The organism is Parabacteroides sp. AM58-2XD, from assembly GCF_003463685.1.
GTDB lineage: Bacteria > Bacteroidota > Bacteroidia > Bacteroidales > Tannerellaceae > Parabacteroides > Parabacteroides segnis.
This window is the reverse complement of sequence record NZ_QSDP01000128.1, coordinates 1-17,156: the sequence shown is the minus strand read 5'-3', so window position 1 is coordinate 17,156 and position 17,156 is coordinate 1. Positions and strand designations below refer to the sequence as shown.

Annotated in this window: 13 protein-coding genes, 2 tRNA genes and 2 pseudogenes; 10 read left to right on the top strand and 7 right to left on the bottom strand. The window is 47.5% G+C overall.

What is annotated here, in order from left to right; translation table 11 throughout:
- Window positions 1-272: 272 nt before the first annotated feature.
- A tRNA-Ser gene (locus tag DXA15_RS22170) sits at window positions 273-357 on the bottom strand.
- A 191-nt stretch (window positions 358-548) separates the two neighbouring features.
- On the opposite strand from DXA15_RS22170, the gene trxA reads away from it, so the two are divergent.
- Window positions 549-1,022 (top strand): thioredoxin, encoded by a 474-nt coding sequence (gene trxA, locus DXA15_RS22165; protein ID WP_007653008.1) that lies wholly within the window; start codon window positions 549-551, stop codon window positions 1,020-1,022.
- Window positions 1,023-1,091: 69 nt separating this feature from the next.
- Here the strand turns inward: trxA and DXA15_RS22160 are convergent, their stop codons facing one another.
- Window positions 1,092-1,640 carry a 30S ribosomal protein S16 gene (locus DXA15_RS22160; RefSeq protein ID WP_128135461.1) on the bottom strand — a complete coding sequence of 183 codons (549 nt, stop codon included), beginning with the start codon at window positions 1,638-1,640 and terminating at the stop codon, window positions 1,092-1,094.
- A 130-nt stretch (window positions 1,641-1,770) separates the two neighbouring features.
- On the opposite strand from DXA15_RS22160, the gene DXA15_RS22155 reads away from it, so the two are divergent.
- Window positions 1,771-3,414 (top strand): ABC-F family ATP-binding cassette domain-containing protein, encoded by a 1,644-nt coding sequence (locus DXA15_RS22155; RefSeq protein WP_128135460.1) that lies wholly within the window; start codon window positions 1,771-1,773, stop codon window positions 3,412-3,414.
- 207 nt (window positions 3,415-3,621) lie between these two features.
- Here the strand turns inward: DXA15_RS22155 and DXA15_RS22150 are convergent, their stop codons facing one another.
- A complete protein-coding gene (locus DXA15_RS22150; protein ID WP_128135462.1) occupies window positions 3,622-5,097 on the bottom strand; it encodes a DUF3943 domain-containing protein in 1,476 nt (491 codons plus the stop codon).
- A 160-nt stretch (window positions 5,098-5,257) separates the two neighbouring features.
- Between DXA15_RS22150 and DXA15_RS22145 the strand changes: the two genes are divergently transcribed.
- The 5 genes from DXA15_RS22145 to DXA15_RS22125 all read left to right on the top strand — a co-directional run bounded on the left by DXA15_RS22145 (window position 5,258) and on the right by DXA15_RS22125 (window position 8,405).
- Window positions 5,258-5,869 carry a trimeric intracellular cation channel family protein gene (locus DXA15_RS22145; protein WP_007653002.1) on the top strand — a complete coding sequence of 204 codons (612 nt, stop codon included), beginning with the start codon at window positions 5,258-5,260 and terminating at the stop codon, window positions 5,867-5,869.
- An 18-nt stretch (window positions 5,870-5,887) separates the two neighbouring features.
- The gene (locus DXA15_RS22140) at window positions 5,888-6,958 is read left to right on the top strand and encodes an asparaginase (RefSeq protein ID WP_010799836.1); all 1,071 of its coding nucleotides are present in this window, start codon (window positions 5,888-5,890) and stop codon (window positions 6,956-6,958) included.
- 46 nt (window positions 6,959-7,004) lie between these two features.
- Window positions 7,005-7,808 carry an MBL fold metallo-hydrolase gene (locus DXA15_RS22135; protein WP_007653000.1) on the top strand — a complete coding sequence of 268 codons (804 nt, stop codon included), beginning with the start codon at window positions 7,005-7,007 and terminating at the stop codon, window positions 7,806-7,808.
- 115 nt (window positions 7,809-7,923) lie between these two features.
- Window positions 7,924-7,996 (top strand) — tRNA-Lys (locus tag DXA15_RS22130).
- A gap of 175 nt (window positions 7,997-8,171) precedes the next feature.
- Complete coding sequence (locus DXA15_RS22125; RefSeq protein WP_010799837.1) at window positions 8,172-8,405, top strand: YecH family metal-binding protein; 234 nt, start codon at window positions 8,172-8,174, stop codon at window positions 8,403-8,405.
- A 176-nt stretch (window positions 8,406-8,581) separates the two neighbouring features.
- On the opposite strand, the gene DXA15_RS22120 is transcribed toward DXA15_RS22125, so the two are convergent.
- Window positions 8,582-8,785 (bottom strand): hypothetical protein, encoded by a 204-nt coding sequence (locus DXA15_RS22120; protein WP_229061568.1) that lies wholly within the window; start codon window positions 8,783-8,785, stop codon window positions 8,582-8,584.
- 396 nt (window positions 8,786-9,181) lie between these two features.
- Between DXA15_RS22120 and DXA15_RS22115 the strand changes: the two genes are divergently transcribed.
- Window positions 9,182-10,042 carry a pyridoxamine kinase gene (locus DXA15_RS22115; protein WP_122329382.1) on the top strand — a complete coding sequence of 287 codons (861 nt, stop codon included), beginning with the start codon at window positions 9,182-9,184 and terminating at the stop codon, window positions 10,040-10,042.
- A gap of 78 nt (window positions 10,043-10,120) precedes the next feature.
- Window positions 10,121-11,052, top strand: a pseudogene (locus DXA15_RS22110) (ketopantoate reductase family protein).
- Between the two features lie 162 nt (window positions 11,053-11,214).
- Here DXA15_RS22110 and DXA15_RS22105 read toward each other — a convergent pair.
- Together DXA15_RS22105 and DXA15_RS22100 are read right to left on the bottom strand one after the other, a co-directional pair.
- Entirely contained in the window at window positions 11,215-12,189 is a 975-nt protein-coding gene (locus DXA15_RS22105) for a type I phosphomannose isomerase catalytic subunit (protein WP_128135459.1), read from the bottom strand.
- A 21-nt stretch (window positions 12,190-12,210) separates the two neighbouring features.
- The gene (locus tag DXA15_RS22100; protein ID WP_128135458.1) at window positions 12,211-14,229 is read right to left on the bottom strand and encodes an alpha amylase C-terminal domain-containing protein; all 2,019 of its coding nucleotides are present in this window, start codon (window positions 14,227-14,229) and stop codon (window positions 12,211-12,213) included.
- Between the two features lie 102 nt (window positions 14,230-14,331).
- Between DXA15_RS22100 and DXA15_RS22095 the strand changes: the two genes are divergently transcribed.
- A complete protein-coding gene (locus tag DXA15_RS22095; protein ID WP_128135457.1) occupies window positions 14,332-16,629 on the top strand; it encodes a cation:proton antiporter in 2,298 nt (765 codons plus the stop codon).
- A 106-nt stretch (window positions 16,630-16,735) separates the two neighbouring features.
- Here the strand turns inward: DXA15_RS22095 and DXA15_RS22090 are convergent.
- Window positions 16,736-17,156 (bottom strand): annotated as a pseudogene (locus DXA15_RS22090) (hypothetical protein); the annotation flags it as partial.

The following is a 17,156-nucleotide window of genomic DNA, read 5'->3' as shown; positions in this document are numbered from 1 at the left end:
TGACCTCAAAGGTATGATTTCAAATCGTCGCGCCTAAAAAGTAGTATCTAATAGACTATATTTCAATTATTTCAAAGAACTATTTATCCACTTTTACGGGACAGTAATGATTCCCATTTTTGAAATCTTCTAAAACGGAAGGTGTAAAGATATAAGGATCATCAGAATAATAATTGAATATTGCTTCAAAATCAAACTGCTTCATATTATCAATGTATTAATAAATAAAAAATCCTCATAAACCTAAGTTTACAAGGACTTCTTATACTCAGCGGAGAGATAGGGATTCGAACCCCAGGAACCTTTCAGTTCAACGGTTTTCAAGACCGCCGCAATCGACCACTCTGCCATCTCTCCAGTATGTTTTGCTATCGTTTTCTCTCGATTGCGGTGCAAAGGTAGTGATATTTTTTATATCTCCTAATTTTACGAAGTATTTTTTTCTTTTTAAGCTATTATTTTTCTTTTAACCACTCAGGATGGGGAGTCATATCCGTTTTATTACTATTTTTGTATTCTATAATTATCAATGAAGTAATAAGTTTTATATGAGAAAGTTGAAAGATTTATTCCTGATTTCGGTGGTGTTGCTGCTGGTTAGTTGCTCCATGTCTGCCAAATCGGATAAAAACGAAACAGGAAACGTAGCTGCCCAGGGCGAAGTTGTAGTACTTAACAAAGCAGACTTTCTGACCAAAGTATATAATTACGAGAAAAACCAAACAGAATGGGTTTATGAAGGCACCAAGCCTTGCATCGTCGACTTCTATGCTGACTGGTGCGGACCTTGCAAGAAGGTTTCTCCTATATTAAAGGAATTGGCCGGAGAATACAAAAACGACATCATCATTTATAAGATCAATGTCGATAACGAAAAGGAACTGGCTGCCGCTTTCGGCATACAGAGCATCCCTACCCTACTGTTTATTCCTGCTAAAGGAAAACCGCAACTGGCACAGGGAGCACTTTCAAAGGAACAGTTCGTTGAACAAATCAACGGTTTCCTGCTGGGAAAGAAATAAGGGGACACACAATAAAAAAGAGGACACTCCACACAGGAAATGTCCTCTTTTTATTTGGCATTAAGCGAATTACTCAGCGCTTTCTGCTGCCGGAGCTTCTTCTACAGGAGCGTTTGCTGCTGCTTCTTCAGCTGCCTTTGCTGCAGCGGCGGCTGCTAATTCAGCTTTCTTTTTAGCTACTTCTTCTGCTTTTGCCTTGTTAGCTTCTTTTTCAGCTTCCAGACGAGCTTTTTCTGCAGCCTTAGCTGCTTCGCTGTCTTTCGATTTTACTGCTTCAACAGATGCTTGTTTGTTTTTCAACCAAGCCTGGAATTTTGATTCCGCTGTAGCTTCGTCGAATGCACCTTTCTTAACACCTTCCAGTAAATGCTTTTTCATGCATACACCTTCGCGTGACAGAATGTTGCGAGTTGTGTCTGTAGGCTGTGCACCTACCTGTAACCAATACAAAGCTCTTTCGAAGTTCAAATCTACTGTAGCAGGATTAGTGTTCGGATTATAAGAACCTATCCTTTCAATAAACTTTCCATCACGTGGAGCCCTGCTGTCTGCAACTACGATCTGATAAAAAGCGTAGCTTTTGCGACCGTGTCTTTGCAATCTAATTTTTGTTGCCATGTTTGAATAATTAATTTAAGCTGTTTGTATTAGCGGGTGCAAAGATAAGTTGTTTCAAAACATAAAACAAATATTCCAAACATTTTTCCTACCTTTGCGCCTTCTTTTTACACATATATATAATGTACGTATGATTTCTATTGATGGACTGACAGTGGAGTTTGGCGGAAGTGCCCTCTTTTCTGATATATCTTTCGTTATAAACGAGAAAGACCGGATTGCCTTGATGGGGAAAAACGGTGCGGGCAAATCGACTTTGCTCAAAATACTTGCCGGGGTACGCGAACCGACACGCGGAAAGGTTTCGGCACCCAAAGATACGGTCATTGCCTATCTGCCGCAGCATCTGATGACGGAAGACGGGCGCACCGTCTTTGAAGAAACGGCACAGGCTTTCGCCCACCTGCATGAGATGGAAGCCGAGATCGAAACGATCAACAAGGAGTTGGAAACACGTACCGACTATGATTCGGACAGTTATATGGAGCTGATCGAACGCGTTTCCACACTCAGCGAGAAATTTTATTCCATCGAGGAGATCAATTATGACGCCGATATCGAGAAGACATTGCTCGGACTGGGTTTCAAGCGCGAAGATTTCAACCGGCAGACCAGCGAGTTCAGCGGTGGCTGGCGCATGCGTATCGAGCTGGCGAAGTTGCTCTTGAAGAAACCGGACGTGTTACTGCTCGACGAGCCTACGAACCATCTGGACATCGAATCAATCCAGTGGCTGGAAGATTTCCTGATCGATAACGGGCAGGCGGTGGTTGTCATCAGCCACGACCGGGCGTTTGTCGACCATATCACCACCCGCACAATCGAAGTCACCATGGGGCGCATCTACGACTACAAGGTGAATTACAGCAGTTATCTGCAACTCCGCCAGGAACGCCGCGTACAACAACAAAAGGCATTCGACGAACAACAGAAAATGATTGCCGAAACCCGGGAGTTTATCGAACGTTTCAAAGGGACATACTCCAAAACGCTACAGGTACAAAGCCGTGTCAAAATGCTTGAAAAACTTGAGATACTTGAAGTGGATGAGGAAGACACATCGGCACTCCGCCTGAAGTTCCCGCCCTCTCCCCGCTCCGGTACGTATCCGGTGATTATCGAAAACGTGGCAAAAACATACGGCAACCATACGGTCTTCCGCAATGCCAACCTGATGATAGAACGGGGCGACAAAATCGCTTTCGTAGGAAAGAACGGCGAAGGGAAGTCCACGCTGGTGAAATGTATCATGAAAGAAATCGAACACGACGGCACGCTGACCATCGGACATAACGTAATGATCGGTTATTTCGCTCAGAATCAAGCTTCGCTGTTGGATGAGAACCTGACCGTCTTCCAAACGATAGACGATGTGGCCCAAGGTGATATCCGTAATAAAATCAAGGATTTGCTCGGAGCGTTCATGTTCGGCGGAGAAAATTCAGCCAAAAAGGTGAAGGTTTTGTCGGGTGGAGAGCGCACGCGCCTGGCGATGATCAAGCTGCTGCTCGAACCGGTCAACCTGCTGATTCTCGACGAGCCGACCAACCATTTGGACATGAAAACGAAAGATATCCTGAAACAGGCGTTGCTCGACTTCGACGGTACGCTGATTGTGGTGTCTCACGACCGTGATTTCCTGGACGGCCTGGTAACAAAAGTCTACGAATTCGGCAACCAGCGGGTCACTGAACATCTTGAAGGCATTTACGAATTCCTTCAACGGAAGAAGATGGAGAATCTCAACGAACTCGAAAGAAACAAAACAAAATAACAATCAATCAATTACAGTTTCCTCGTAGTTTAACTTTCAGGAAACTGTAATTTCCTAACAATTCCTTTATTCGGAAACTCTAGTTTCCTGCCTAAGAAACGACAGTTTCCTCCGCAGGGAACTAGAGTTTCTCCCATAGGAAACGCCAGTTTCCTAATAGCAGAACTACGAGGAAACTGTAATGGAGTAATAATCAATAGCAAAGCATTAAATCTTCACTCCCAAAGAAAGCATCAAATCGTAGGTAGCTCGGTTCACGTCGTCATGGTAGCTGTAATGCGTGCGGCGGGAAAAGTAGCGGTTCGAGAGCGATATATTCCATTTTTTGCTGGAAAGATAAACCAGTTTGATGCCCATCACCGTCAAGCGGGAATGGCCTTTGTCGCCTTGTACGCTGAAAGTGTTCGGGTCGACCGTGCTCAGGTCTATGTCCGGATTGTAGCCTTTCCAGGTAAAAATATGGTAGTTCTCCATATTCAGCAAAAATGTCCAGTGCTTGTTGTAAGTCAAACCTGTAAAGGCTTTTACACTATAACCGCTTCCCATGTTGTAATCGCGTTCATCGAGACGAAAATAGTCTGACGAGCCACCTCCCAGGGCAACACCGTTCACATAAAATTCGCCGTAGGCATCGACCTTGTCGCTCGGCTCCGAACGTTTGTAATAGATCAAACCGCCTCCCACAGCCGCCGCCTCTGAAATGCGGTAGGGCGACACCTTGTCACCGTCGCTGGAGCGCAACTGCGAGTCGTAATAGTCGAAGTGCTGGAAAACACCGGCCGTCAGCGTGCGCGGCCCTTTCCCCCAAACCCGTTTGCCCCACAAGGCGCCGATAGCATTCACCTGCGTAATGACCGGCTGGCTGGAGAAGAAATCGAATCCGGCACGCAGCTGAAACCATTCGTAGGGCGAATAAAACTCGTCCTCAAAAGGGTCGCCATAATCCAGACGCAGCGAAAGATGCATACTGGTCGTCCCATGTTTCGAATGCTCCTGCTCCGCCAGGAAACGAGGGCCGGCACTCACGATAAAGTTCACGGGCACAAACGAATATGCCCTACCTTTATGCGGCCTGTGACGCCATGCCTCACCGGTTATCAGACGGTTTATGCCGCGCACGGGCGATATCAGTCCCGAAAGTATCTCACGCCCTACACGCTCCGCCCCACTCGACCGGTCGTCAATAAAAAGGTCAGACAGACGATAAGTGATTTCACCCAGTTCCACCCCTCCGAATGTGGTGGCCATCAGGTCGTTGATAGAGGGCGGTTCGTTCTCCATGAAGAATTCCCACATCAAGCTTCCACCGGCGGCGAAAGGGATAGACTGCCAGAAATTCATCCCGTTGCTGCGTGCAGCGTTGAAGTAAAGCGAACCGTGGTAGGGATGCGCCACCAGATTAGTCGAAAACTTATCGGTATCCCAGACAGGGCCGGTTTTGAAATTGTTCTTAATCGTATGACCGTTAATATGAGCAAAGTCCTCGTTCATCAGAAAACGGTCGAAAGCCCATATCCCGACATTCAAGCCGAACACCTCGCCGGCTGCCAGCCAGGGCTTTTTAGGCATGAAAACAGTCGAGTCGCTCACGTAATTTCTTGTATCCATTTTAGGGAAGTGTTGCCCCTGCATCCCCTGTGCTGAAAGCAAAGACAGCAATCCTATCCATATAAATCTCTTCATCATCTAACAATCTTTTGGCCTGAGCCTTATACCTATTACTCATGCAAACTTATATATAATTAACAGTAAAGGATTCGTTTGGTTTAAATTATTCTTAGGTTGTGTCGCTAGAAACAAACACAATTCAAAGGAAATACTTACTTTTGCAGAAAAAAACAAAATGATAGATTTTATCACCTTTTGCGACTATACAGGGACGTTTGCATTCGCAATTAGTGGGATCAGATTGGCCTCTGCAAAACAATTTGACTGGTTTGGTGCCTATGTGGTCGGGCTGGTTACTGCCGTGGGCGGAGGGACGATACGCGATATCCTGCTGAATGCGACCCCTTTCTGGATGGAGCAAACATCTTATTTAACTGTTTCCGCATTAGCTTTATTGTTTGTTATCATCTTCCGTAAATATGTGATCCGGCTGAATAACACGTTCTTTATATTCGACGCCATCGGGCTGGGTCTGTTCGGCGTGGTCGGAATCGCTAAAACGCTCGAATTTGGTTTCCCTATGTGGGTAGCTATCGTAATGGGAACGATCACCGGATCGTTCGGGGGGATGATGCGCGATATATTAATCAATGAGGAGCCGCTAATCTTCCGAAAAGACATCTATGCCCTGGCATGCGTGTTCGGTGGCGGTGTATATTATTTATGTATGCTCGCTGGGTTAACACCCTCCATCACCCAGTTCGCTGCAGCGTTGGGTATATTCCTAGCACGTATCATAGCCGTAAAATATCACATAAGCGTTCCCGTTTTGAAGGGAGAAGAATAAATTTATTACCTTTGCATTATGACAGTAAACATGAACGATCAGCGCGATAAGGCTTCTATCCTGCTTATCTATACGGGCGGAACAATCGGAATGATTGAAAATCCTGAAACCGGAGTATTGGAATCTTTTAATTTCCAACACCTTAGAGACAATATGCCGGAACTGAAAAAGCTCGGTTACTCAGTATCGACTTATCAGTTCGATCCGGTAATGGACTCGTCCGAAATGGGGCCTGACTCATGGATGAAGATTGTGAAAATCATCGCAGATAATTATGCGAAATACGACGGTTTCGTGGTGCTGCATGGCACCGATACCATGTCGTTCACCGCCTCTGCCCTGAGCTTCATGCTCGAAAACCTCAGCAAGCCGGTCATTTTCACCGGTTCACAATTGCCCATCGGCATGTTGCGCACGGACGGGAAGGAAAACCTGATCACGGCGATCGAGATTGCTGCTGCCAAAGAAAACGGAATACCTATTGTACCCGAAGTCTGCATCTTCTTTGAAAACGATTTGCTGCGTGGTAACCGTACGAGCAAGATCAATGCCGACAACTTCAATGCGTTTCGTTCATACAATTATCCAGCCCTGGCACATGCCGGGATATACATTAAATACGATACGGGACAAATTTATCACCCGGTTTCGCGTAAGCCGCTGAAACCGCATTATCTGCTGGACCGGAACATCGCTATCCTGAAGTTGTTTCCGGGCATCTCGCCGCAGGTGGTGGAAAGCATCCTCAACATTCCCGACCTAAAAGGGGTCGTGATGGAAACTTTCGGTAGCGGAAATGCCCCGAGTTACGACTGGTTCCTGACCATGCTCAAAGATGCAGTAGACCGGGGTATCGTAATCGTCAATGTAACCCAGTGTAGTGCCGGAAGCGTTGAGATGCACCGGTACGAGACGGGGCATAAATTATTGGAAGCCGGCGTTATAAGCGGGTTCGACAGCACGACGGAAAGCGCTGTCGCCAAGTTGATGTTCCTTTTCGGCCACGGGTTATCGCCCGAGGAGGTGAAGGACCACATGAACTGTTCGCTTATCGGGGAAGTGACGATCCCTGATACGTTCCGTTCCTGATTATACTATGTAAAACAGAATAGGCCGCGAGGCGGAATAGAAAAATATGAAACTATCATTTCTTAGCTTAGCAAGTGGAAGCAGTGGCAACTGCTATTATCTGGGTACTCCCGAATTCGGGATACTGATTGATGCTGGTATCGGAATACGTACCATAAAGAAGGTGTTGAAAGATAAAGCGATCGACTTTTCCAAAATCGTGGCAGTCCTGATAACGCACGACCATGCCGACCATATCAAGACGGTTGGTTGCCTGGGAGAGAAAATGAATATCCCGGTATACACTACCGCTGCCGTCCACCGAGGAATAGAAAAAAGCCGTTATGTGGAAGAGACGTTGATCGGTTCACGCCGGGTCATCGAAAAAGAAGTACCTTTTACCATCCGCAACTTCAATATCATCGCTTTCGAAGTGCCTCACGACAGCACGGACAACGTAGGCTACTATATCGAATACGGAGAGCATAAGTTTACTTTTGCGACCGACGTGGGCCATATTACGGATACAGTGAGTCGTTATATGCGAATGGCTAACCATCTGATCATCGAGGCCAACTACGACGAGGAAATGTTGAAGTTCGGCACCTACCCCGCTTTCCTGAAAGAACGTGTAGCGAGTCCGACAGGCCACCTGAGTAACCGTGAAGCTGCCGAATTCCTGGCAGCCAACTATGACCCGAAGCTGAAGGACATTTGGTTGTGCCACCTCAGCCGCGACAACAACCACCCGGAACTTGCCTATAAGACAGTCGACATCCGATTGTTTCAAGAAGGGGTCCGTGTCGGCAAAGATGTCTCTCTGATAGCACTTAAGCGCACGACTCCGTCTGATATCTTTGAATTCGAGTAAAAAATAGTTAGAAAAAAGCGACCGAAAAGTTTGCAAAGAAAAATTAAACCTCTATCTTTGCACCCGCAATCGAGAAACAAAGTCCATAAGCAGGAAACAAGGATTGCAACAGATTGACTTGGTAGCTCAGTTGGTAGAGCAAATGACTCTTAATCATTGGGTCGAGGGTTCGAGCCCCTCCCGGGTCACAAAAAGCCTGTTATAGAAAGTTCTATGACAGGCTGTTTTGTATTATCTATCCTCCTGATATCCCGATTCTAATAAATTGTTAATCATTTTAATTTATTCTTTTCTGTCACATATGTTACAATTTAAAAAGGACAGATGGTGTACTTTTGTCTCAAATCATTTAATAATCAGTTTATGGAACAGTTACATGCACATGAAGTTCTTTTCATGATGGAAGGAAACAGTTACTCAGAGAGCAGCCTGAGAGCAGCTATCATTAATAAATTCGGTTCGGAACAACGTTTTTATGCCTGCTCGGCCGATAACATGAATGTGGATGAATTAATCGAATTCTTGAAAGAAAAAGGGAAATTCATGCCTATGAATGATGGTTTTACGGTAGATGTCAGCAAGGTTTGCAGTCATTAAATCGATACAAATTATTTTTACCCGAGCCTTTTAAAATACAAAAGCCGCCCTATTCTCACGAACAGAGCGGTTGTTTGCCCACTGAAGGGCTTGGGATACAACGTTATTAGATATGAGGATTAACGTTATAGAGTAAAAAGTATGATTTCACCAATTACATTGAATTTATTGATATACTAGTTAATCCAATCAACAATAAAATCAGCTCGCGGGCCCTCACCAGGACTCTTCGGCTCAATAGGGACTTCCCAGTCCGTTATAAAAGCACCTGTATAATCAGATTTGTAACTCACCTCACGGTCTTTTTTATCTCCATTCGATGAATCGTCGCAACCCCATACAAGTGAAGTTCCACGCTCGCCTGCGCGAACGGCATACATCGATCTCTGTTTTTTTTCAGTCCTTCCCCACGCCAAGGGGAGGATACTAGTTTCAGCCAAAGTCATTAACCTAAAATATTTATATACATCTAATCAAACTCACAAAACAACATCTCTTAAAAACTTTGATGTAAAGGTATCCCGCCCGACGCAATGTTTTGCGACAATCTCCGGCTATTTTATTTACGATATTTATAAATGTAGACCCAATACGGAAGCAAACCCTCCGAAAAGGAGGAAACAGACCGAAAAAGAAGAAATTTACTCATTTCATAACAATCCGGCCCATTTTATGATAAAATCAGCTTATTTTGCAACGGCTGGCGGAAAAGGCCCGATACAGGCTTCCAACATTTCCCGCACACCCATTGTTGTATTGATATAAAAATGAACAGAATGAAAAATAAAACACATCAGAAAAGGGTCGCAGCCATACACGACCTGTCCGGATTCGGAAAATGCTCACTCACCGTCGCATTACCTATTTTATCTGCCGCAGGCATTGAAACATCAGCTCTCCCCACAGCCATCCTGTCCACTCATACCGGAGGTATCAGCGGATACACCTACCACGACCTGACGGAAGATATGCGCCCGGTCATGAAACACTGGAAGTCGCTCGACATAAAGTTCGATGCCATCTACACCGGCTTCCTCGGTTCGTTCGAACAGCTCGACATCGTTAAGGAGTTTTTCGACGCATTCAGGCAGGAAGACAACCTGATACTGGTTGACCCGGTTATGGGCGACAACGGCGAACTGTACACCGTCTTCACTCGCGAGTTCGCAATCGGCATGAGGATGCTTTGCCAAAAAGCCGACATCATCGTGCCCAACCTCACCGAGGCGGCCTTGCTGCTCGACGAACCGTTCCATCCGGGGCCTTACACCCACGCATATATCGAAAGCCTGCTGAGGAAGCTCGGCGCACTGGGTCCGCAGAAAGTAGTACTGACCGGCGTTTATTTCAAGGAAGACGAATTGGGGGCCGCCACCTACGACCGGACGACCGACACGATAGACTACGTCTTCACCCAGAAAATACCCGGTTATTACCACGGGACAGGCGATGTGTTTGCCAGCGCCCTGCTGTCGGCCTTGCTCAACGACTTCAGCCTGATCGACGCGGCGGCCATTGCCGTTCATTTTACGACCGACAGCATCCGGCGGACTTACAAGGCAAAGACCGACTATCGCTTCGGTGTTAATTTTGAACAAAGTTTTCCCGACTTTCTAAAAGAACTCAAACTCGTATAAAGGGTTTCGATTTTATTTTTCATCTTTGCGGCATCATATATATAAGAATATAAACTTCAAAACTCCTATACAATTGATATGAGTAAAATAAAAATTGCTATTTCCGGAATAGGGGCTGTAGGGGGTTACTACGGGGGGTTGCTCGCTGCCCACTACCAGGATTCGGAGGATGTGGACATTTTCTTCATCTCCCGCGGCGAGAACCTGAAGGCTATCAAAGAATTTGGCTTGGAAATAAAAAAATCTTTCAAGAAAACAATAGCCATACCAACCCTCGCAACCGACAATCCGGCAGAGATAGGTCCGGTGGATTACCTGCTCTGCTGCACGAAAAGCTACGATCTGGAAGAAAATATCCGTCACCTGAAGCCGGTCATCAGTCCGGAGACTGTCATCCTACCCCTGCTCAACGGGGCCGACATCGCCGAACGGATAGAAAAAATACTGCCCGGAAGCAGAATATGGAAAGGCTGTGTTTACATAGGTGCGCGGCTCGTTTCGCCCGGATATATCGAGAAATTCACCCTCAAGGACCGTTTGTTTTTCGGACTCAACGGCAAGGATAAGGAACAACAACTGGAGTTAAGGAATATATTGAGCTCCGCCCGCGTGTTATCGACCAACCCGGAGGACATCGACCTCGAGATATGGAAGAAATTCTTTATGATCTCCACGGCAGCAACCATCACTTCTTACTTCAACGAACCGATTAACAGTGTGATAGAAAATCATATCGACCTGTTCATCACGCTGGGATACGAGTTGAAAGACGTTGCCGAAGCCAAAGGAATCAAACTGCCGGAAGATATTGTTTTCTCGTCTATCCAGGCCCAAAAGATGATGCCGAACGGTGCGACCACTTCAATGCACAGTGACTTCAAGCGCGGAGGCCAGACGGAAATCGAGACACTGACCGGCTACGTAATCCGCGAGGCGGAAGCCTGGGGCTGGATGTCCCCACCTACCGGTTCATGTACAACGGGCTGACACAATTCCCCTATCCCCAATAAGATCATTAGGAAATCAGCATAGCCTAACAAAATAACAGGGAACGCATACGACGCAGAAAACGCAGAGAAACGCAGATATTATATTGATTATTAATAAAATATTCTGCGAAACTCTGCGTTTTCTGCGTCGTTTCTGTTTCCTAATTCCTTTTTTCAGGAAAATTATCCAATATAAGTCTCCATGAATTTGGCATTCGGAGCCGGAGAAATCGTCACCACCTCGGTATCTGCCGGGATAAGCACCGTCTGACCCTGATGAACGAATATTTCGTTTCCTTTATTGTCGCGGATAGAAGCCTTACCCTCCATACATATATATACGACAAACGAATCGAGTTCGGAGAAGTCGCGCACCATCATCGTATCGAGGTCGAGCAGGTTTGTCGTGAAATACTTGCAGTTGGCCAGTTCGACTGTCGCGTTGGTATGTGCCTTATAATGCGTGCGGTAGTCGGGAGACATGGTATAGTCGATGGCATCTTTGGCCAGCTCGGTATGCAGTTCACGCCCGTTACCGTTGGCATCCTTACGATCGTAGTCGTAGATGCGGTAAGTGATGTTGCTGGTCTGCTGTATCTCTGCGATAAAGCATCCGGCACCGATGGCGTGAACGCGACCCGCAGGCAGGAAGAACACATCGCCCGGCGACACTTCATAACGCTGGAGAACGTCCATGATAGTGTTATCGCCTACCCGTTTCACATACTCCTCTGCGTCAATTTGTTGGGAGAAACCGGAATAGAGGCCAGCTCCCTCCGCGGCGTTGATTACGTACCACATTTCGGTCTTGCCAAAAGAATTGTGGCGTTTCATAGCCAGCTCGTCGTTGGGATGCACCTGGATAGACAGGTCATCACGGGCGTCGATAAACTTAATCAGCAGCGGGAAAGTAGAGCCGAACTGGTCCATTACCTTCTCACCGAGCAACTGCTTGCCGTAAGTGCGAATCAGTTCGTCGAGCGACTTGCCTTCCAAGTCACCGTTATTGACGATGGAATAGTTACCCTCTACATGCGAAAGTTCCCAACTTTCACCGATACCTTCTTCAACCGGTGTGATGCCCTTAAATGGGCAGATGTCTGAGCCTCCCCAAATAATCTTCTTGAGGATAGGCTTAAAAGTCATTGGATATAACATACTGTGTGTTTTGTTGTTTGATTACTTCTTTATCTTTACTTTTCTCAGTACAACAGCACTGCGTGCCGGAATGTACAGTTTAAGCCATTCTTTTTTGTCTTTTTTAAATAATGGGTCGAATTGTGTGAAATGACGCACCGAATCGTCCGCCAGGCCGAAACCACCGAAACGGGGGGCATCTGTGTTGAGAATCACTTCATACTCGCCTTTAGGAACCAGGAAGCCGTAGTCGGTGTACGATTTCGTCGGACTGAAGTTGAACACAAATACCAGGTCTTTGCGCATGTAGGCCAGAATCTGGTCGCCATCGCTATCCCACACCTTCTGTATTGGGGTAGACTGGAAGTTTTTCACGCTACGGAGCAGTTCGATCATTTCGCGGTCGAAGTCGCCCAGATAGTGATATTTCAAATCCATATTATCTACCAGTTCCCACTGGCGGCGTGCATATTTGTGCGACCATCCGTTGCCTTCGCGCGGGAAGTCGATCCATTCGGGATGTCCGAACTCGTTGCCCATAAAGTTGAGGTATCCGCCGTTGATGGTCGAGGCGGTCACCAGACGGATCATCTTATGGAGCGCCACACCGCGTTCAACAACAGCGTTGTGGTCGTCCTTCTGCATGTGCCAGTACATGTCCGCATCTATCAACCGGAAGATGATGGTCTTATCTCCCACCAGTGCCTGATCGTGGCTTTCGGCGTAACTGATTGTCTTTTCGTCGGCACGGCGGTTGGTCGTTTCCCACCAGATGGACGAGGGATGCCAGTCTTCATCTTTCTTTTCCTTGATCGTCTTGATCCAGTAGTCGGGAATGTTCATTGCCATGCGATAGTCGAAACCATAGCCGCCGTCTTCATAGTTGGCAGCCAGTCCGGGCATGCCGCTCACTTCCTCGGCGATGGTGATGGCGTTCTTGTTTACCTCGTGGATCAGTTTGTTGGCCAGGGTGAGATAAGCAATCGCGTCGCCGTCCTGATGTCCGTTGAAGTAGTCGCCGTAATTGCAGAAAGCCTCGCCCAATCCGTGACTGTAATAAAGCATAGAAGTGACACCGTCGAAACGGAAACCGTCGAACTTATACTCTTCAAGCCAGAATTTGCAGTTCGAGAGCAGGAAATGCAACACCTCGTTCTTGCCATAATCGAAGCAAAGCGAGTCCCAGGCGGGATGCTCGCGGCGTGTACCGCTCAGGAAATATTGATTATAGGAACCGTCGAAACGTCCGAGGCCCTCTACTTCATTCTTAACAGCATGGCTGTGTACAATATCCATGATGACAGCGATTCCCATGCCGTGGGCGTCGTCTATCAGCTGTTTCAACTCTTCAGGCGTACCGAAACGGGACGAGGCGGCGAAGAAGCTGCTGACGTGATAACCGAACGAGCCGTAGTAAGGATGCTCCTGTATCGCCATGATCTGTATCGCGTTGTATCCTTCGCGGGCAATGCGGGGCAGCACGTTGCGGCGAAATTCGTCGTATGAGCCGACTTTTTCCTCGTTCGTCGACATACCGATATGGCATTCGTAAATCAGCAGCGGGGCGGTGTCAGGCTTAAAGCGTTTGTTTTTGAACGCATATGGATTGGCTGGGTTCCACACCTGTGCACTGAATATTTTGGTTTGTTCGTCTTGCACGACACGGCGTATCCAGGCCGGAATGCGTTCACCGCTTCCTCCGTCCCACTCGACCAGCAGTTTGAAAAGGTCTTCGTGGTGGAGCAACTCTTCTTCGAGCGCAATCTCCCAGACACCGTATTCGAGGCGTCTCATTTTATATCGTTCGTCTTTCTTCCAGTCATTAAATGTACCGATAAGATAGATAGCTGTGGCATTCGGGGCCCATTCACGGAACACCCACCCCTTGTTGGTTTTATGCAAACCGAAATACAGATAGCCGGAAGCCATCTCGGCCAACGTCTGTTTCCCGTTGTTGGTCAGGCTCTTTTCCTTGTCAATCACGTATTGATACCGTCCTTCTATCGCCTCTTTATAAGGGGCAAGCCAAGGGTCATTCTTTATTAGATTCAGCGACTCCATGATTTATTTGAGATTGGTTTAGCGCAAAGATAAAAGAAAAAAAGATACCGTATTGATATTCTCGGGATATTTCTTACTTTTGCATCAAACCCCATGCAATATATGAGTAGAGGAACAAAGAGTATAGCCTTTTATTTAGTGATGATCCTTGTATTCGGTTCATTGATGTATTTTATCGCCAAAGAAGGAGAGAGCCAACAGATTGAAAGCGCCATGACATCGGCCTACGACGCCCCTAAAAACCTCAGTGAAGGTTTTTCCTTATTTTGGGAACTGATGATGCATCATATCCAGTCGCCTATCGGCATCCTGTTGTTGCAGATCATTACGATATTGATTACCTGCCGCCTGTTCGGCTGGTTGTTTCAGAAGATTGGCCAGCCTACGGTCATCGGCGAGATTGTGGCCGGTATCGTACTGGGGCCGTCAGTGCTGGGGCATTTGCTGCCGGAGGCTTCGGGATTCCTTTTCCCGGTCGAGTCGCTGGCCAACATCACTATCCTGAGCCAGTTCGGGCTGATCCTGTTTATGTTTGCCATCGGTATGGAGCTGGATATCACCGAGGTTCGGAAGAAATTAAAGGAAACGATCCTAATCAGCCATACAAGCACGATTGTGCCCTTCTTTTGCGGGATGCTTACTGCCTACTTCGTTTACGACACGTATGCCGACAAAGGCACTCCCTTCCTATCGTTCGCCCTGTTTATAGGTATCGCCATGAGTATCACTGCCTTCCCGGTGCTGGCACGTATCATACAGGAACGCGGATTGACGCGGACGCATCTGGGGACGATCTCGCTCGCCAGCGCAGCCAACGGTGACATCACGGCCTGGTGCCTGCTGGCCGTCGTGATAGCCATCGCACAGGCGGGGTCAATGCTGAGTGCGGTCTATAATATTCTTTTCTCCGCCATTTATATCGCTTTCATGTTCTTTGCCGTCCGTCCGTTCCTGAAAATGGTCGGACATATTTACCATAATAAGGAAGTGATCGACAAGGGCCTGGTCGCTTTTATGTTCCTCCTGCTCATCATTTCGGCTTATTTGACCGAAATGTTAGGGTTGCATGCGTTGTTCGGCGCGTTCATCGCGGGGGTGGTGATGCCAAGTAACGTGAAATTCCGTAAGATCATGACCGAAAAGGTGGAAGATGTATCGCTGGCCCTGTTTCTCCCTTTGTTCTTCGTTTCGACGGGGTTACGCACAGAGATCGGGCTGCTGAACAGTCCCGACCTGTGGTGGATGTGCGGCGTCTTTATACTGGTGGCCATCATCGGTAAGTTCGGCGGCGCCATGTTTTCGGCTCGTTTCGTGGGCGAGAGCTGGAAAGACAGCCTCTATATCGGCGCACTGATGAATACGAGGGGATTGATGGAGCTGGTCGTGCTTACGATCGGTTACGAAATGCATATCCTGCCCCCGTCCATCTTCGTGATGCTGGTATTGATGACGCTGGTGACCACATTTATGACTATCCCGCTCGTTTCGTTCATCAAGTTCTGCTTCCAGACGCGCGAGAAGATCAAAGAATACAAGGCGGTGGAGGTAGCCGACGGCACGTTCAAGGTGTTGCTCTCGTTCGGACGTGCAGGCAACGGGCAGATCATGCTCGACGTAGCCTACCAGATGTTCGCCCATATCCGGCATCAGGTGGACCTTACGGCGCTTCATCTCACCGTCGGTTCGGATGTGAACCCGCTGCACACGGATAACTTCGAGGAAGTCAGCTTCGGGCCTATTCTCTATGGGGCGAAAAAGCTGGGAATCAATATAGAAACGCGCTACGAGGTCTCGAACAACGCTGGACAGGATATCACGGACATCGTAAACACGGAGGGTTTCGACTTCCTGCTCGTGGGTTCGGGCATTTCGATGAGTAACCAGCCGGACGACATCGAGGCGAACCGCTACCGCACCTCTTTCTACAACCGTTTCTTCCGCCGTTTCAAGGCGCCCGAATCGTGGTTTTACCCCGGTGCGCTATTGAAAGACAAGACGAAAATGTTTATCGGAAAAAGTAATTGCGACGTGGGGGTATTCGTGAACCGCGGCTTCGTGAAAGCGAGCAATGTGATCGTGGTGGTCGACTCGGAGAAGGATCTCTTCCTGTTGGAATATGCTTCGACGTTGCTGAAGACAACCCACGGATCGGTCAGCATCCTCGACCGCAGCAGTTCGACGACTCCGGGCAGCGAAAAGATAAAACATGCCATCCGCCAGTTCGTCGATACAACCAAGCAGGCGTTGCTGCTGGCCGACAAGGATATGACAGCGGCGATATTCAGCAACTATAATTTCATGTTGATAAGCTACGATACCTGGAACGACGTCTCTGAACACCGCCGCGAAGCGTTGCAGAAGATGCCATCGACGCTGATTATGAATCATAAGGAGAAATAAAGAAGATATTTCGGAAGATGCGTTCCCCCAAACAGGAGGACGCACCCTATTTACAAAAAGGATGCACCCTTTTGACGAAGAGGATGCATCCTTTTTTATTGCGACGTTAATTCAATTTAAACCTAACCCCTAATTTTACCCCGAAAGACATTACCTTCACTTTATCTGTTACGTTTGAATTCATCATGCCATTATAAGGAATACCTTTTCCTACCGTCATGTTCCCGTCCGGATGATAAGATGCAGGAGTGGATAATAGCTCCTGGTCTTTCTTTTTCTTCATGTTGGTGAAACCGTAGTCGATGTAGCCGCCCAACAACAAGTCGGTGTCTTCGCCCAGGGTGAACAGGAAACCGAGTTCGGCAGTTCCGGCTACGCCCAGTTTCAGTTTGTTCTTTCTGCTCCAGTCCAGCTCGCAGCCGGGATCGTTGATCGTGCCGAAGCCGTGGTGAGGAACAGGCGCCTCCGACGGAGAACCCACGTCGGAAGGGATATGGGGGTAGTAACCCGAAACATTCAGTTCGCTG

What these genes read in the sequence shown, in the direction of transcription:
- DXA15_RS22150 (WP_128135462.1), bottom strand. Translation starts at nt 5,097, where the DNA reads ATGAAGAGATTTATATGGATAGGATTGCTGTCTTTGCTTTCAGCACAG.
- DXA15_RS22120 (WP_229061568.1), bottom strand. Translation starts at nt 8,785, where the DNA reads ATGTATGCCGTTCGCGCAGGCGAGCGTGGAACTTCACTTGTATGGGGT.
- DXA15_RS22095 (WP_128135457.1), top strand. Translation starts at nt 14,332, where the DNA reads ATGAGTAGAGGAACAAAGAGTATAGCCTTTTATTTAGTGATGATCCTT.
- DXA15_RS22140 (WP_010799836.1), top strand. Translation starts at nt 5,888, where the DNA reads ATGACAGTAAACATGAACGATCAGCGCGATAAGGCTTCTATCCTGCTT.
- DXA15_RS22155 (WP_128135460.1), top strand. Translation starts at nt 1,771, where the DNA reads ATGATTTCTATTGATGGACTGACAGTGGAGTTTGGCGGAAGTGCCCTC.
- DXA15_RS22105 (WP_128135459.1), bottom strand. Translation starts at nt 12,189, where the DNA reads ATGTTATATCCAATGACTTTTAAGCCTATCCTCAAGAAGATTATTTGG.
- DXA15_RS22135 (WP_007653000.1), top strand. Translation starts at nt 7,005, where the DNA reads ATGAAACTATCATTTCTTAGCTTAGCAAGTGGAAGCAGTGGCAACTGC.
- DXA15_RS22125 (WP_010799837.1), top strand. Translation starts at nt 8,172, where the DNA reads ATGGAACAGTTACATGCACATGAAGTTCTTTTCATGATGGAAGGAAAC.
- trxA (WP_007653008.1), top strand. Translation starts at nt 549, where the DNA reads ATGAGAAAGTTGAAAGATTTATTCCTGATTTCGGTGGTGTTGCTGCTG.
- DXA15_RS22100 (WP_128135458.1), bottom strand. Translation starts at nt 14,229, where the DNA reads ATGGAGTCGCTGAATCTAATAAAGAATGACCCTTGGCTTGCCCCTTAT.
- DXA15_RS22115 (WP_122329382.1), top strand. Translation starts at nt 9,182, where the DNA reads ATGAAAAATAAAACACATCAGAAAAGGGTCGCAGCCATACACGACCTG.
- DXA15_RS22160 (WP_128135461.1), bottom strand. Translation starts at nt 1,640, where the DNA reads ATGGCAACAAAAATTAGATTGCAAAGACACGGTCGCAAAAGCTACGCT.
- DXA15_RS22145 (WP_007653002.1), top strand. Translation starts at nt 5,258, where the DNA reads ATGATAGATTTTATCACCTTTTGCGACTATACAGGGACGTTTGCATTC.